General features: G+C 67.5%; 15 protein-coding genes and 1 tRNA gene. 1 reads left to right on the top strand and 15 read right to left on the bottom strand.

Going from position 1 to position 14,334, the window contains the following annotated elements; all coding sequences use genetic code 11:
* Positions 1-72: 72 nt before the first annotated feature.
* From FJU31_RS07500 to FJU31_RS07435, 14 genes are all read right to left on the bottom strand, one after another.
* Positions 73-147 (bottom strand) — tRNA-Val (locus FJU31_RS07500).
* A 112-nt stretch (positions 148-259) separates the two neighbouring features.
* Entirely contained in the window at positions 260-613 is a 354-nt protein-coding gene (locus tag FJU31_RS07495; RefSeq protein WP_150454191.1) for a PilZ domain-containing protein, read from the bottom strand.
* Positions 610-1,563, bottom strand: a complete 954-nt coding sequence (locus FJU31_RS07490) for a DNA polymerase III subunit delta' (protein ID WP_150454190.1) — start codon at positions 1,561-1,563, stop codon at positions 610-612. The genes FJU31_RS07495 and FJU31_RS07490 overlap by 4 nt, the downstream gene beginning before the upstream one ends.
* On the bottom strand, positions 1,560-2,225 hold the full coding sequence (tmk, locus tag FJU31_RS07485) for a dTMP kinase (RefSeq protein WP_150454189.1): 666 nt from the start codon (positions 2,223-2,225) through the stop codon (positions 1,560-1,562). The genes FJU31_RS07490 and tmk overlap by 4 nt, the downstream gene beginning before the upstream one ends.
* Entirely contained in the window at positions 2,222-3,283 is a 1,062-nt protein-coding gene (gene mltG / locus FJU31_RS07480; protein ID WP_150454188.1) for an endolytic transglycosylase MltG, read from the bottom strand. The genes tmk and mltG overlap by 4 nt, the downstream gene beginning before the upstream one ends.
* A gap of 185 nt (positions 3,284-3,468) precedes the next feature.
* Entirely contained in the window at positions 3,469-4,833 is a 1,365-nt protein-coding gene (locus tag FJU31_RS07475; protein WP_150454187.1) for an aminodeoxychorismate synthase component I, read from the bottom strand.
* A gap of 154 nt (positions 4,834-4,987) precedes the next feature.
* Positions 4,988-6,250 (bottom strand): beta-ketoacyl-ACP synthase II, encoded by a 1,263-nt coding sequence (gene fabF / locus FJU31_RS07470; RefSeq protein WP_150454186.1) that lies wholly within the window; start codon positions 6,248-6,250, stop codon positions 4,988-4,990.
* A 141-nt stretch (positions 6,251-6,391) separates the two neighbouring features.
* Positions 6,392-6,631, bottom strand: a complete 240-nt coding sequence (gene acpP, locus FJU31_RS07465) for an acyl carrier protein (protein ID WP_005415509.1) — start codon at positions 6,629-6,631, stop codon at positions 6,392-6,394.
* A 153-nt stretch (positions 6,632-6,784) separates the two neighbouring features.
* Positions 6,785-7,528, bottom strand: a complete 744-nt coding sequence (gene fabG / locus FJU31_RS07460; protein WP_150454185.1) for a 3-oxoacyl-ACP reductase FabG — start codon at positions 7,526-7,528, stop codon at positions 6,785-6,787.
* An 81-nt stretch (positions 7,529-7,609) separates the two neighbouring features.
* Complete coding sequence (fabD, locus tag FJU31_RS07455) at positions 7,610-8,554, bottom strand: ACP S-malonyltransferase (protein ID WP_150454184.1); 945 nt, start codon at positions 8,552-8,554, stop codon at positions 7,610-7,612.
* A gap of 388 nt (positions 8,555-8,942) precedes the next feature.
* A complete protein-coding gene (locus FJU31_RS07450) occupies positions 8,943-9,725 on the bottom strand; it encodes a BUD32 family EKC/KEOPS complex subunit (RefSeq protein ID WP_150454183.1) in 783 nt (260 codons plus the stop codon).
* A 73-nt stretch (positions 9,726-9,798) separates the two neighbouring features.
* Complete coding sequence (locus FJU31_RS07445; RefSeq protein WP_108767982.1) at positions 9,799-10,779, bottom strand: beta-ketoacyl-ACP synthase III; 981 nt, start codon at positions 10,777-10,779, stop codon at positions 9,799-9,801.
* Positions 10,780-10,869: 90 nt separating this feature from the next.
* Positions 10,870-11,064, bottom strand: coding sequence for a 50S ribosomal protein L32 (gene rpmF, locus FJU31_RS07440; RefSeq protein ID WP_004154640.1), 195 nt, complete (start codon positions 11,062-11,064; stop codon positions 10,870-10,872).
* Between the two features lie 116 nt (positions 11,065-11,180).
* Positions 11,181-11,690, bottom strand: coding sequence for a YceD family protein (locus FJU31_RS07435; RefSeq protein ID WP_108770625.1), 510 nt, complete (start codon positions 11,688-11,690; stop codon positions 11,181-11,183).
* 114 nt (positions 11,691-11,804) lie between these two features.
* On the opposite strand from FJU31_RS07435, the gene FJU31_RS07430 reads away from it, so the two are divergent.
* The gene (locus FJU31_RS07430) at positions 11,805-12,377 is read left to right on the top strand and encodes a Maf family protein (protein ID WP_150454182.1); all 573 of its coding nucleotides are present in this window, start codon (positions 11,805-11,807) and stop codon (positions 12,375-12,377) included.
* A 114-nt stretch (positions 12,378-12,491) separates the two neighbouring features.
* On the opposite strand, the gene FJU31_RS07425 is transcribed toward FJU31_RS07430, so the two are convergent.
* On the bottom strand, positions 12,492-14,330 hold the full coding sequence (locus FJU31_RS07425; RefSeq protein ID WP_150454181.1) for a glycosyltransferase family 39 protein: 1,839 nt from the start codon (positions 14,328-14,330) through the stop codon (positions 12,492-12,494).
* Positions 14,331-14,334: the final 4 nt, after the last annotated feature.

Genomic DNA, 14,334 nt, shown 5'->3' with positions numbered 1-14,334 from the left:
ACACTGCATCTGTACGGAATCGCGGGCAACAAAAAAGCCCCCATTGCTGGAGGCTTCTTTCGTTCTGCAACATGGTGGGCGGTACAGGGATCGAACCTGTGACCCTTGCCGTGTGAAGGCAATGCTCTACCGCTGAGCTAACCGCCCGGTGTGTTGCTGAGCCGCTCATTATAGGGGCTTTTCAGAGGCCGTCAACAGTTTTTCACATTCGTGTTCACGGGTGTTTCGAAGGCGCCGCCGGGCATGGCCCGGCGCTACCTCACATCGTGTGCGTCGGCTTGTCCGAGCTGGTCAGGCCGGCCAGCAGGGTCTCGATCTTGTGGCGCACGGTCTCGCCTTCCTGGCCGTCGGCCAGCTGCACGCCGATGCCGGCCACGCGGTTGCCCTGTGCGCCGGCCGGGGTCACCCAGATCACCTTGCCGGCCACCGGCAGGCGCTCGCTGGAATCGGGCAGGGTCAGCAGCAGGAACACCTCGTCACCCAGGAAGTAGCGCTTGGGCGTGGGCACGAAGACGCCACCATTCTTCACGAACGGCATGTACGCGCTGTACAGCGCGGCTTTGTCCTTTACAGCCAGGGACAGGATGCCCTGGCGGGCGTTGCTGGCACTCATCGATTTCCCCTTGCGGCAGGCCGCTCGTTCACCTTGTTCCAGGCCAGCAGCAACTCGACAACCGCAAGGTCTGCACGCACGGTGGTGCGCAGCAGGTCGCGGGTACGGTTGGCAGCATCGAACCAGGCTGCAAGCTTGTGCAATCGGTCCGGCGCGGTCAAGGCGTCGTTGCTGGCCTGGGCCAGCGCCAGATCGGCGGCAAAGCGCAGGCGCAGCGCCGCGTTTTCATCGCCACACCACTTCTGCGCCAGCTCCACCGCACCGGTCTTGCCGGCGGCCAGTTGTTCCAGTTCCCGGCCCACGTCGCGGCGCAGGCTCAGGCCGTCTTCGCGCAGCCAGTTGTCGGCCTGGCCCGGATGGCCGCGCGCCGCGTCCAGCGCTTCGCGCGCGAAAGCTTCGCTGTGGCCCTGCTGCTGCAGCCAGGCCATCGCTTCGTCACGTGGCGGCAGCTTGAATTCCAGGCGCTGGCAACGGCTGCGCACCGTCTGCGGCAGACGCGCCGGGTCGCTGCTGATCAGCCACAGGTAGCGGCCGGGCTGCGGCTCTTCCAGGGTCTTCAGCAGTGCGTTGGCGGCCGAGCGGTTGATGGCATCGGCCGGGTCGACGATCACCACCTGGGCCACGCCGTACTGCGGGGTCAGCGCCAGCTTGTTGGTGATCTCGCGCACCTGTTCGATGACGATCTCGGTGCGCAGCTTGTCGCCGCTCTTGTTCGGAATGAAGCTGACCAGCTGCAGATCCGGGTGCGTACCGGCGGCGATCAGCTGGCGCGTGCGCATGGCATGCGCGGCATCGCCGCGGGCCAGCACGTGGTCGGCCAGGGCCAGCGCGACCTCACGCTTGCCCAGACCTGCCGGGCCGCAGATCAGCAGGCCATGGCCCAGCCGGTCGGCATCCAGTGCAGCGACGGTCTGGTCGAAGGCGCGCTGCTGCCAAGGCGAGAAGCTCATGCGCCCTCCCCGGCCTGCAACCAGCGCTCTACGCTGGCCACCACATCGGCGGCCACGCGCTCCTGCACCTGGCCGGCATCGATCAGGGCAAAACGCTGCGGATCCTGCTGGGCGCGGCGGCGGAACACTTCGCGCACGCGCTGGAAGAAATCGTCCTGCTCGCTTTCGATGCGGTCCGGCCACAGGTCGCGGCCGTTGGCGCGCGCGCGGCCCACGGCCACGTCCACATCCAGCAGCAGGGTCAGGCCCGGCAGCAGGCCGACCGCGCGGCGCTCCAGGTCGGCAATCCACTGCGGGTCGAGGCCACGGCCACCGCCCTGGTAGGCGTAGCTGGAATCGGTGAAGCGATCGCTCAGCACATAGGCGCCGCGCTGCAGTGCCGGCTGGATGACCTGGCGCACGTGCTGGGCGCGTGCGGCGAACACCAGCAGCAGCTCGGCTTCGGCACTGAGCGGTTCGGCGGCGATCTCGGCATCGGGCTTCAGTACCAGGCCGCGGATGCGCTCGGCCAGCGGCGTACCGCCCGGCTCGCGGGTCAGCACGACCTCGTGTCCGTGGCTGCGCAGGCAATCGCGGATGGCGTTGATGGCGGTGGTCTTGCCCGCGCCCTCACCGCCTTCCAGGCTGACGAAACGCGGGTGGCGAAGCAGCGCGGAACTCATTGCGCCGGGGTCTCCTTGGTACGTTGCTGGCGCAGCTGCTGCAGGTAGCGTGCTACGGCGGCGTTGTGCTGGTCCAGGCTGGGCGAGAACACGTGCGCGCCACTGCCATCGCCCACGGCGACGAAGTACAGCGCATCGCCGGCGGCCGGCTGTGCGGCGGCCATCAGCGCATCGCGGCTGGGCATGGCGATCGGGGTCGGGGTCAGGCCCGCACGGGTGTAGGTGTTGTACGGCGTATCGGTGGTCAGGTCGCGGCGGCGGATGTTGCCGTCGTAGGCCGTGCCGATGCCGTAGATGACGGTGGGATCGGTCTGCAGGCGCATGCCGATCTTCAGGCGGCGCATGAACACCCCGGCAATCTGCGGGCGCTCGCTGGCCAGCGCGGTTTCCTTTTCGATGATCGAGGCCATCGTCAGCAGTTCATACGGGCTGTTGATCGGCAGGTCGGCGGCGCGGCTTTCCCAGGCCTCGTCCAGCGCCTTTTCCATCGCGGCATGGGCGCGCTTGAGCACGTCCATGTCACTGTCGCCGCGCTGGTAGACGTAGGTCTCCGGCAGGAAGCGGCCTTCCGGATGCTGGCCGCCGAAGCCGAGGCGCTGCATCAGCGCGGCGTCATCCAGGGTGTCGGTGGTATGCAGCAGCGGCTCGGCGCGCTTCAGCGCGGCACGCACCTGGCGGATGTTCCAGCCTTCGACAATGGTGACGCGGTGCTGCAGTACCTTGCCGGCGCGCATGCGCAGCAGCAGTTCGCGCGGGGTCAGGCTGTTGTCCAGCGCGTACTCGCCTACCTTCAGCTTGCCGGCGGCATCGAGCTGGCGCGCCAGCAGCTGCCACTGGGTGTCCTGGCCTTCGTCCACGCCGGCCTCGCGCAGCTTGCGCAGCACGCTGTTCATGCCATCGCCGCTGGCGATGACCACGCTCTCGGCGGACGGGGTGATGTGGCGGTCGGCGAACTGGCCCTGCTGGTAGAAGAACCACGCGCCCACGCCGGCGAGGACGGCGCCCAGCACCACCACCAGCATGACCACGAACAGACACCCGCGCTTGGCTCCCGCCATGGACTACCTCTGAATGCGATTCCGCCGTGCAGGATACCGTGCCGGGTGGCGTGGGGTCATGACCGGGGTGGCGTCCGACCCCGCTTCGCTCGCCGGGCATGGCCCGGCGCTACCGGCTCCGGGCGATCCCATGGCGTGGATGAACCGTCGGTAGCGCCGGGCCATGCCCGGCGGGGGGCGATCGATTACCCCTGCTGGCCCAGCGCCCGCAGCAGGCCGCGGGCCTTGGCGCGGGTCTCGTCCAGTTCCTTGTCCGGGTCCGAGTCGACCACGATGCCGGCACCGGTGCGGAAGCTGACTTCGTGCCCGTCCACTTCGGCGGTGCGGATGAGGATGTTCAGGTCCAGGTCGCCATCGCGGTTCAGCCAGCCGAAAGCGCCGGTGTAGGCACCACGCGGCACCTGTTCCAGCTCGCTGATGATCTGCATGCAGCGCACCTTGGGGCAGCCGGTGATGGTGCCGCCCGGGAAGGTCGCGGCGATCACCTCGCCCGGGGTGACCTCGGGGCGCAGGTGGCCGCTGACGTTGCTGACGATGTGGTGCACGTGGGCATAGCTTTCCACGGTCATCAGCTCATCGACGACCACGGTGCCGGGCAGGCAGATGCGGCCCAGGTCGTTGCGCTCCAGGTCGATCAGCATCACGTGCTCGGCACGCTCCTTGGGGTGGCCGACCAGTTCCTGGATGCGCGCGGCATCGTCGTCGCCTTCGAAGCGCGGGCGGGTGCCGGCAATCGGCCGGGTCTGGGCGTGGCCGGCATGCACCGACACCAGCCGTTCCGGCGAGGAGCTGACCACGTGGCGGCCGTGCGCGGTGAACAGGCCGGCGAACGGTGCCGGGTTGGCGCGGCGCAGCTGCGCGTACAGCGCCTGTGGGCTGACCGGCGCGGCGAACTGCGCGCTCCAGCGTCGCGACAGGTTCACCTGGAATACGTCGCCGGCTCGCAGGTAGTCGATCACCCGGCGCACGCCGTCGGTGAAGCGCTGCGGTGCGTCCTCGCTCACCGACTGCGGCGGCTGCCAGCCCTGCCCTGCTTCGGGCAGCGCGGCCGAGGCCTGTGCCACCAGCGCGTCGAGCAGGGCCTGCTCGCCGGCCTCGGCGATGACGAAGCTGGCGTCGTTCTCGTGGTCGTGCAGCAGCGCCGCCGGGCAGCGCAGGGCCAGCGCGGTCGGGCGGCCGTCATCGCGCGCACGCGCCGGCAGCACGGTTTCGATCTGGCTGGCCACTTCGTAGTCGAGCATCAGCGCCCAGCCACCGCGGAACGGCAGGCTGTGGCTGCCGTCATGCGGCAGGCGCGCGGCCTGCCAGGCGCGGTCCAGCACCTGCAGGAAGCTGCCCGGTTGCACGGCATCGTGCTGGTCGCGCACCTGGCCGTCGGCGTCCAGCCGCAGGCAATCGCCCTGCGCGGCCAGCAGCAGGCTCCAGCGGCCCTGGGCGGTGCCCGAGGCGGTGGATTCCATCAGCAGCGGGAAGCGCGCCGGGTCGTGCTGCTGCAGGGCCAGCAGGTCGATCGGGTGCGGCAGCGGGTGGATCAGCGGGGCGTGGGTCATGGGGGCCAGTTCGGGGGTTCAGATGCACGGAAGCCGCCTTGCGGCGGCTTCCTGCTGCGTAGAGTCGAGCTTGCTCGACTGCGGCACACGTCCAGTCGAGCAAGCTCGACTCTACCAAAGAGGTGCCGGGCAATGGCCCGGCGCCGCACCTCGGTCAGACGCGCTTGAAGATCAGCGTGCCGTTGGTGCCGCCGAAGCCGAAGCCATTGGACATCACCACGTCGACCTTGGCCTGGCGTGCTTCGTTGGGCACGTAGTCCAGGTCGCAGCCTTCGCCCGGCTGCTCCAGGTTGATGGTCGGCGGGATGATGTTGTCCTGCAGCGCCATCACCGAGAAGATCGCTTCCACGCCGCCGGCGGCACCCAGCAGGTGGCCGGTCATCGACTTGGTGGAGCTGACCATCATCTTGTAGGCGTGGTCGCCGAAGGCGGCCTTCATGGCCATGGTTTCGCCCAGGTCGCCCAGCGGCGTGGAGGTGCCGTGTGCGTTGAGGTAACCGACCTGGTCCGGGGTCACGCCGGCATCGCGCATGGCCATCGCCATGCAGCGGGCAGCGCCTTCGCCGTTCTCGCTCGGGGCGGTCATGTGGTACGCGTCGGAGCTGGCGCCGAAGCCGGCCAGTTCGCAGTAGATCTTGGCGCCGCGTGCCTTGGCGTGTTCGTACTCTTCCAGCACCAGGATGCCAGCGCCGTCACCCAGCACGAAGCCGTCGCGGTCCTTGTCCCACGGGCGCGAGGCCTGTTCCGGGGCATCGTTGCGGGTGCTCATGGCCTTCATCGCGCAGAAGCCGCCCAGGGCGGTCGGCGAGGAACCGCGCTCGGCGCCACCGGCCACCATCACGTCGGCATCGCCGTACTGGATCATGCGCATCGCGGTACCGATCGAATGGTTCGAGGTCGCGCACGCCGAGACCGCCGAGAACGACGGACCCTTCAGGCCGGTGATGATGCTCAGCTGGCCCGGCAGCATGTTGATGATGGTCTTGGGCACGTAGAAGGGCGAGATCTTCTTGCCCTCGTGGAAATCGATGGTCTGCTCTTCGATGCCGAGCAGGCCGCCGATGCCGGCGCCGACGATCGCGCCGATGCGCTCGGCATTGGCTTCGGTGATCTCCAGGCCTGCATCATGCAGGGCCATGAACGAGGCACCGAGGCCGTAATGGATGAACGGGTCCATCTTCTTGGCATCCTTGCCGCTGACCCGGTACTTGCCGAACAGTTCGTTGTCGGCGGTGATGTCAAAGCCTTTGACCTCACCTGCAATCTTGGTGGTGAACCGATCCAGGTAGGCATCAGAAACGTTGGTCAGCGGACCGATGCCCGAACGACCATGGGTGATGCCTTCCCAGCTGCTGGCCAGATCATTGCCCAACGGCGAGACGATACCCAGGCCGGTTACGACGACGCGACGCTTCATTGCTGATTCTCCTGACCCGATGATGTCAACGGGCAACTCGGTTTGCTTCGATGTGATGCTCAAACACACGGGGCCGCAACTGCGGCCCCATGGGGTGCGGTGCGCGGCGAGCGGAACCCGCGCGCGCACTGCCGTCTGACATCAGGCCTTGACGTGGGCCTTGATGTAGTCGATGGCGGCCTGCACGGTGCTGATCTTCTCGGCTTCTTCGTCCGGGATCTCGCACTCGAACTCTTCTTCCAGGGCCATCACCAGCTCGACGGTGTCCAGCGAGTCAGCGCCCAGGTCATCGACGAACGATGCGCTGTTGGTGACTTCTTCTTCCTTGACGCCAAGCTGTTCGACGACGATTTTCTTGACGCGTTCTTCGATGGTGCTCATGGGGTATCGCTCCAGATGGAGTAGTGGTTCAAAAGTGATCGCCATCGGATGGCGATGGCCGTGGGATAGTGTAGTGGAAACCGGCGGGGCCTTGCATGCATGCAAAAAACCTAGCAGATCAACCACTTGCGGCGCAATCCATGCGCCCCTTGCTTACGGCATGTACATGCCGCCGTTCACATGGAGGGTTTCGCCGGTGATGTAGCCGGCCGCCGGGCTGGCCAGGAAGGCCACCGCATGGGCGATGTCTTCCGGCGAACCGAGGCGTTCGAGGGCGATATCGTTGATCAGGGCGGTGCGGGCTTCTTCCGGCAGCGCCTTGGTCATGTCGGTATCAATGAAGCCAGGGGCGACGACATTGACGGTGACGCCGCGCGAGCCGATTTCCTTGGCCAGCGACTTGCTGAAACCGATGATGCCGGCCTTGGCAGCGGCGTAGTTGGCCTGGCCGGCATTGCCGGTCACGCCCACCACCGATGCGATGTTGATGATGCGGCCCTTGCGTGCCTTCATCATGCCGCGCATGACGGCCTTGCTGGTGCGGAACACGCTGGTCAGGTTGGTGTCGATGATCGACGCCCAATCGTCTTCCTTCATGCGCATCAGCAGGTTGTCGCGGGTGATGCCGGCGTTGTTGACCAGGATCGAGATTGCGCCGAATTCCTTGGCGATGCCGTCCATCACGCTGTCCAGCGCGGCGGCGTCGGTGACGTTCAGCGCGCGGCCGTGGCCGCCGTGGGCCGCCAGGCGTTCGCCGATCGCGGCGGCGCCGGAGTCGGTGGTGGCGGTGCCGATGACGGTGGCGCCCTGGGCGGCCAGCAGATCGGCGATGGCGGCACCAATGCCACGGCTGGCGCCAGTGACCAGTGCGATTTCACCCTGCAGGGGCTTGCTCATGATGTTGTCCTCAGACGTGGGCAGCGACCGCGCCCGTGCCGCTTGCAGCGGCCACCGGCACGGTCGGCAGGAACAGGGGGATCAGGCCGACCACGCCTCGCGGGCGCCTTCGAAGTCGCCCGGGGTGGCCAGGGAACGGCCGTCGATGGACTTGTCGATGCGCTTGATAAGGCCGGTAAGCACCTTGCCCGGGCCGCACTCGGCGATCTGGGTGATGCCACGGGCGGCCAGGGCCTGCACGCAACCGGTCCACTGCACCGGCTGGTACAGCTGCTGCACCAGCGCGGTACGGATGGCATCGACGCCGTCATGCACCTTGGCATCGACGTTCTGCACCACCGGCAGCTGCGGTGCCTGCCAGGACAGGCCGGCCATCACTTCGGCCAGGCGGTTGGCAGCTTCGCGCATCAGCGGGGTGTGCGAGGGCACGCTGACGGCCAGCTTCACGGCCTTGCGCACGCCCTTTTCGGCCAGCAGCGCCAGCGCACGGTCGACCGCGGCGGCGTCGCCACCGATGACGATCTGGCCCGGCGAGTTGAAGTTGGCCGGGACCACGACCTGGCTGCCAGCGGCTTCGGCGCAGACGTCCAGCACCAGCTGGTCTTCGGCACCGAGCACGGCGGCCATGGCACCGACGCCGGCCGGCGCAGCTTCCTGCATCAGCTGACCGCGCAGGCGCACCAGGTGCGCGCCGTCATGCAGGCTCAGCGCGCCGGCAGCGACCAGGGCAGTGTATTCGCCCAGGCTGTGGCCGGCCAGCACGGACGGGCGCGGACCGCCGACGGCGTTCCAGGCGCGCCACGCGCCGATGCTCGCCGCCAGCAGGGCCGGCTGGGTGTATTCGGTACGGTTGAGCATTTCCTCCGGGCCACCCTGAGACAGCGCCCACAGGTCGACGCCGGCACCATCGGATGCTTCGGTGAAGGCTTCACGCACCTGCGGGTGCAGCTCGGCCAGCTCGGCCAGCATGCCCACGGACTGCGAGCCCTGACCGGGGAAGACAAATGCGAGGGTGGATACGGTCACGCGGTCATCCGCTTGTTGCAATCGAAGCGGGCCATGATAAGGGCGAATCCCTCGTGTCGTCTGTACGTGCGCGTATGCAGGGCGTATGGACCCCGACCCGCCGGGCCATGCCCGGCGGACGGTTCGGGTAGCGCCGGGCCATGCCCGGCGAACGGTCCGGGTAGCGCCGGGCCATGCCCGGCGAACGGTTCGGGTAGCGCCGGACCACGCCCGGCGAACGGTTCGGGTAGCGCCGGACCACGCCCGGCGAACGGTTCGGGTAGCGCCGGGCCATGCCCGGCGAACGGTTCGGGTAGCGCCGGGCCATGCCCGGCGGACGGTTCGGGTAGCGCCGGGCCATGCCCGGCGGACGGTTCGGGTAGCGCCGGGCCATGCCCGGCGGATGCGATCAGCAGAACAGCTGCAGGATGTCGAGCTCGCCATCGGCGAACCAGTCCACGCACAGCCCCACCACCATGATCAGGCCCAGCGTGGTGGCGCCATGGGTGATGAAGATCGATTGCGCCAGCGCGCGCGCCGAGCGGCCCAGCTTCATGCAGACGCGGGCCAGGCCCTGCAGCCGCCCACTGACCGAATGAACGTGCGCGCGTACCGGCGCCTGCACACCATCCATGGCCTCGGCCATCATCGCCTGCAGGTGCTGCGGGCGGTCGGCGTAATACTTGGCCACGCCATAGCCGAACATCAGCCAGTCGCGCGCCTGCGCCTCGGCCAGGTCCATCACTTCCAGCGGGTCTTCCTCGAAATCGATGAAGCCCACGTTCTGGCCGTCCCAGGTGAGGTTGCGTGGCACCGGCTGGCCGAAATAGGCGCCACGGCCATGGGCTTCGGCGAGGGCCTTCATCGCGGCGGCCACCAGCCGGTCACGACCGGCGTCATCGGCTTCGCGCAGGCAGGTATTGAAGGATCCACCATTGTCGCCGATCACCAGCGCGGCGTGGCCGCTGCCGATCACCTCGGGCACGTTCACGCCCTGCGCATGCAGCTCGCCGAGGCGGCGCGCCTCGGTCCTGCACGCGGCATCTCCTCCGCGGTGCGGCGGCGGACGCAGGGCATCGAGGTGGAAGCGGCGGGCAATGAAATTGAGCAGGCCCAAGGCGAATGCGCGGCTTCCCTTGCCGTACTGCTTCAGCCAGGCGCGCTGCCCTTCGATGACGATGGGCTCAACCATGACAGATCTCCTGAACGCGTTACGGCCCCAGAGGGGCCGCAACGACAGACTTCACGTTGTCGTAACTGCGCTATCAATAGCGCAGCAGGGCCGAACCCCACGTGAAGCCGCCACCGAAGGCTTCCAGCAGCAGCAGCTGGCCACGCTCGACCTTGCCCGAACGCACCGCGGCGTCCAGCGCCAGCGGCACCGAGCCGGAGGAGGTGTTGCCGTGGCGGTCGACGGTGACCACCACCTGGTCCATCGACATGTCCAGCCGCTTGGCGGTGGCTTCGATGATGCGCAGGTTGGCCTGGTGCGGAATCAGCCAATCCAGGTCGGACTTGCCCAAGCCGTTGGCCTCCAGGGTTTCGTCCACGACCGAGTCCAGCGCCTTGACGGCGTACTTGAACACGTCGTTGCCCTTCATGTTGATGGTGCCGCCGCCGTTGCCGCTGCCATCCTTGAAACCAACCGACACGCCGACCGGGTTCCACAGCAGCTCTTTCTTGCTGCCATCGGAATGCAGGTGGGTGCTGAGGATGCCGGTTTCTTCGTCGGCCTTGAGCACGACCGCGCCGGCACCGTCGCCGAACAGCACGCAGGTCGTGCGGTCTTCCCAGTCGACGATGCGGGTCAGCGTTTCAGCGCCGATGACCAGCACGTAGCGGGCATCACCGGAACGGATGAACTTGTCGGCCACGCTGAGCGCGAACACGAAGCCCGAGCAGGCCGCGTTGACGTCGAAGGCGGGGCAGCCCGACGCACCGAGCTTGGCCTGGATCAGGCACGCGGTGGACGGGAAAATAAGGTCAGGGGTGGTCGTACCGACCACGATCATGTCGAGCTGGGAAGCGTCGATGCCGGCCGCTTCAAGCGCACGCACCGCGGCGTGGTAGCCGAGGTCGCTGGTGGTTTCGCCTTCGGCCGCGATGTGCCGTTCACGAATACCGGTACGCGACTGGATCCACTCGTCCGAGGTTTCGACCATTTTTTCCAGGTCGGCGTTGGTCAGGACTTTTTCCGGCAAATAGCTACCGGTGCCCGCGATCCTCGAGTAGATCCGCTTGCTCATCACGTTTCCTGTTGCGCAGGCTGCCGATCACCGGCATGCCCGGGGAAGAAGGCAAAGGCCGCTGCCCTGGGGCAGCGGCCTTCCGGCACATCAATCTTCTTCGACGGCCGAGGTCTTGGTCTGGATGACCTTCTTGCCGCGGTAGAAACCGTCAGCAGTGATGTGGTGACGCAGGTGCACTTCGCCGGTGGTCGGGTCGGTCGACAGCTGCTTGGCGCTCAGGGCGTCATGCGCACGGCGCATACCGCGGCGGGACGGGGTGACACGGGATTTCTGGACAGCCATGGGATTGCTCCAAACTCGGTTCGATTTGCTTCGTCGTATCGTCGCGCAGGACGCCAGCGCCCAGCACACTTTCGCTTTCGCCGCAGCCGCCGACGACAATCCGGCTGCTAATGCTTTTACTCTTTCTTCAGTGCCGCCAACGCCGCAAACGGATTGGCCTGCTTCGTTTCTTCTTCGGTCGGCGCCCAGTCCCTGTTGACTGCCTCACCGTCCGGCGACAGCGGTACCACGGGTACCGCCAGCACCAATTCATCTTCGACCAGGTCCAGCGGCCGCAGCTGCCCATCTTCCGGCACCAGCAACGCCTCGTATTCCTCGGGCAGGGACGATTCCTCGTCCTCGTCGCGGATCAGGCCAAGCCTCTGGGTCATCTTCACCGGCAACAGGAATCGCTGCATGCTGCGCTGACAGGTCAGCGGCAACGCGGTATCGATGGTCAATTCCACATAGGATACCCGCAAGACGTCGTCGCGACCGAATTCAAGCGAGTAATTGCACTCACCGTCGGTATCGGCGACCAGCCCTTGCAGGCGAGTCAAATCAGCCAAGGAGACCTGGCCGTCGAAGCGCCTTCGCGCTACGACCATCCGCCAAGCATCCAGCGTTTCGGGCACGTTCGCGGACATAAGCCGCTGAATACTAAGGATCGGGACCGCTGCTGTCAAATGCCCGCCATACAGGGGCTTGCTGGCAGCGCCGATGCCGGGCCAGACTGCCGCGCCCTGCCCCGGAATTGTCGCATGCCTGCCCTGCTTCTGGCCTCCACCTCCCGCTACCGGCGCGAGCTGCTGCAGCGACTCGGCCTGTCCTTCGACTGCGCAAGCCCGGCCGTGGACGAGACCCCGCAGGCCGGCGAAGCCCCGCTGGCCCTGGCCGGGAGACTGGCGGCTGCGAAGGCCGCCAAGGTCGCCGCGCGCCACCCCGGCGCCTGGGTGATCGGCTCGGACCAGATGGCGGACCTGAACGGCCAGCCGCTGGGCAAGCCGGGCACGGTCGAGGCCGCCTGCGCCCAGCTGGCGGCGATGGCCGGGCAGACGGTGCGTTTCCATACCGCGATCAGTCTCACGCGCGATGGAGAATCGTTCGCGGCCATGGATCTGACCGAAGTGCGCTTCCGTCCGCTGCAGGCGCAGGAGATTGCGCGCTACGTGGCCGCCGAGCAGCCGCTGGACTGCGCCGGCAGCTTCAAGTGCGAGGGCCTGGGCATCAGCCTGTTCGAGGCCATCGACAACCGCGACCCCACTGCCCTGATCGGCCTGCCGCTGATCGCCCTGTGTGCGCTGCTGCGCCGGGCCGGGTTCGCAGTGCCGTAGGCCACCGGCTTTTGTAGAGTCGAGCCATGCTCGACTGCTTCTGCTGTGTAGAGCCGAGCCCATGCTCGGCTGCCTCTCACAGCCAGCCGAGCATAGGCTCGGCTTTACAAGGGCTTACCGCTCCACTTCGAACGGCTGCTCCTGCCAGTCTTCCACACTGCCATCGCGGCCATGCAGCCGCAGGCCCAGCCAATGCCGGCCGGGTGACAGCGCCTGCGTATCCACGCTGGCATCAAAGCCGGCATCCGGGTGCTGCGGATCATTGGACATCGGCCACAACGGGCGGATGTCGAGCTCGCGACCGTACTGCGCGTCGCCCACCGGCTTGCCGTCCACCAGCACTTCCACGCGTGCCAGGCCGATGCCGTCCTTGAACGCCCAGCCCTTCACCGCCAGCGTGCCCGACACCGCTTCGCCATTGCCTGGCGAATCAAGATAGGCGACGGCCGGCGTCACGCACTCGCCTTCAACGCGCTGCGCAGGCAGGCGGAACAACAGGAAGCGCTGGAAACCATGATCGTTGCTGACCACCTTCGGCGGCGGCAGTGGCCCCACCTGCGCGCACACCGCGTGGTAGCGCGGCACCAGGTCGCGGAAACGCTGGTCGCTGGGCGACAGCACCAGCAGCATCGGTCCGCTGCGCTCGCCCTCGTGCACCTGTCCCCACTGTGCCAGCTGCGCGGTGCGCCCGTGCTTGTCGTTGAGCGGATGCGGCAGCACCGTGATGTTGCCGTCGCCGAGCTGGAAGCCGAGCTCGGCACCCACCTTGAAGTTGCCGGCCAGCACGCGCGTGCCTTCCGGCATCTGCTGCAGTTCGTCGCGCACGGCGGCCGCCAGCGGCTCCCAGCCGGCGAAGTTGCGCGGGTAGTACTTGTCACCGGCCAGCTGTTCGCGCAGCGACGGCGTCGACGCCATCAGGTAATAGCCAAAAGCCAGTGTCATGCCGATGCCGGCCAGCCACCAGCCGGTGCGGCGCAGCCAGCGCGGCCAGCCGTTGAGCACCACCGGCACCGCCACCAGCAGCGCCAGGTAGCCCGGCAGCGGCCAGTGGAAGCTGATGCGCTCGACATCGGTGAAGAAGCCCAGCAGGAAGATGCTCAGCGTTGAGACGCCACCGACCAGGCCGAAGTAGCGCCACTGCGTGCGCGCGCCGCCGCCGCTGCGCGTACCGGCCAGCGCCACCTTCCACATCGCGATGCACAGGATGGGCGTGACCAGCATCGGCTGGATGACCAGGAACCACATCCCGCGCCATTCAAACGCCCAGGGATGGCGCTCGACCACCTGGAATTTCAGGCCGGCATCATGGTTGTCGGCATTCCATGCCAGCAGCGGCAACCAGGCCAGCACGCCCACCGCCAGCGCCACCCACACCCGCGGATCGGCCAGCATGCGCCGCCCCTGCGGCAATACCAGCAACGCGATGAAGCCGACGCCGATCACACCAATGAAGCGGTAGTGGCTGAGTGCACCGATCAGCAGGCCCAGGCCCAGCTTGATCGCGGACGACGCATCGACGCTGCGCAGCAGGCGTGCACCAGCATCCAGGCACAGCACCGCGGCCAGTGCCATCGGCACATCCGGCACGGCCAGCAGGCCCAGCGTGGCCGACAACGGCATCAGCAGGGTCAGGCTGCCTGCCTGCCAGCCGGCCACGTTGCCGAACCAGCGCGTGGCGACGCGCGCGACCAGCAACGGCAGCAGCGCGCCGATGGCCAGGAACGGAAGACGCAGCGCCAGCACGTGCTGGCCGCCGATTTCCACGCCCAGGCGCGCCAGCCACGCGGTCAATCCCGGCAGGTCGGAGTACGCCGCCGCCAGGTGCTGGCCTTCCTGCCAATAGAACGCTTCGTCCACGAACAGGGGCAGACGCGCGGCCACAAGCAGCTTGGCCGCTGTGACCAGCGTCCATAACCAGAGAAAAATCGTACGTGCGCGCTGTTCGCCCTGCATTGCT

It is taken from the genome of Stenotrophomonas cyclobalanopsidis (genome assembly GCF_008710035.1).
GTDB classification, from domain to species: Bacteria; Pseudomonadota; Gammaproteobacteria; order Xanthomonadales; family Xanthomonadaceae; genus Stenotrophomonas; species Stenotrophomonas cyclobalanopsidis.
The sequence above is the reverse complement of the archived record's forward strand: the minus strand, read 5'-3'. Positions and strand labels throughout refer to the sequence as shown.

Bases quoted from the DNA above. Each gene is read 5' to 3' on its own strand.
- FJU31_RS07435 (WP_108770625.1), bottom strand. From the start codon at position 11,690: ATGTCCGCGAACGTGCCCGAAACGCTGGATGCTTGGCGGATGGTCGTA.
- FJU31_RS07490 (WP_150454190.1), bottom strand. From the start codon at position 1,563: ATGAGCTTCTCGCCTTGGCAGCAGCGCGCCTTCGACCAGACCGTCGCT.
- FJU31_RS07450 (WP_150454183.1), bottom strand. From the start codon at position 9,725: ATGGTTGAGCCCATCGTCATCGAAGGGCAGCGCGCCTGGCTGAAGCAG.
- FJU31_RS07495 (WP_150454191.1), bottom strand. From the start codon at position 613: ATGAGTGCCAGCAACGCCCGCCAGGGCATCCTGTCCCTGGCTGTAAAG.
- FJU31_RS07475 (WP_150454187.1), bottom strand. From the start codon at position 4,833: ATGACCCACGCCCCGCTGATCCACCCGCTGCCGCACCCGATCGACCTG.
- FJU31_RS07430 (WP_150454182.1), top strand. From the start codon at position 11,805: ATGCCTGCCCTGCTTCTGGCCTCCACCTCCCGCTACCGGCGCGAGCTG.
- mltG (WP_150454188.1), bottom strand. From the start codon at position 3,283: ATGGCGGGAGCCAAGCGCGGGTGTCTGTTCGTGGTCATGCTGGTGGTG.
- FJU31_RS07445 (WP_108767982.1), bottom strand. From the start codon at position 10,779: ATGAGCAAGCGGATCTACTCGAGGATCGCGGGCACCGGTAGCTATTTG.
- FJU31_RS07425 (WP_150454181.1), bottom strand. From the start codon at position 14,330: ATGCAGGGCGAACAGCGCGCACGTACGATTTTTCTCTGGTTATGGACG.
- fabG (WP_150454185.1), bottom strand. From the start codon at position 7,528: ATGAGCAAGCCCCTGCAGGGTGAAATCGCACTGGTCACTGGCGCCAGC.
- acpP (WP_005415509.1), bottom strand. From the start codon at position 6,631: ATGAGCACCATCGAAGAACGCGTCAAGAAAATCGTCGTCGAACAGCTT.
- tmk (WP_150454189.1), bottom strand. From the start codon at position 2,225: ATGAGTTCCGCGCTGCTTCGCCACCCGCGTTTCGTCAGCCTGGAAGGC.
- rpmF (WP_004154640.1), bottom strand. From the start codon at position 11,064: ATGGCTGTCCAGAAATCCCGTGTCACCCCGTCCCGCCGCGGTATGCGC.
- fabF (WP_150454186.1), bottom strand. From the start codon at position 6,250: ATGAAGCGTCGCGTCGTCGTAACCGGCCTGGGTATCGTCTCGCCGTTG.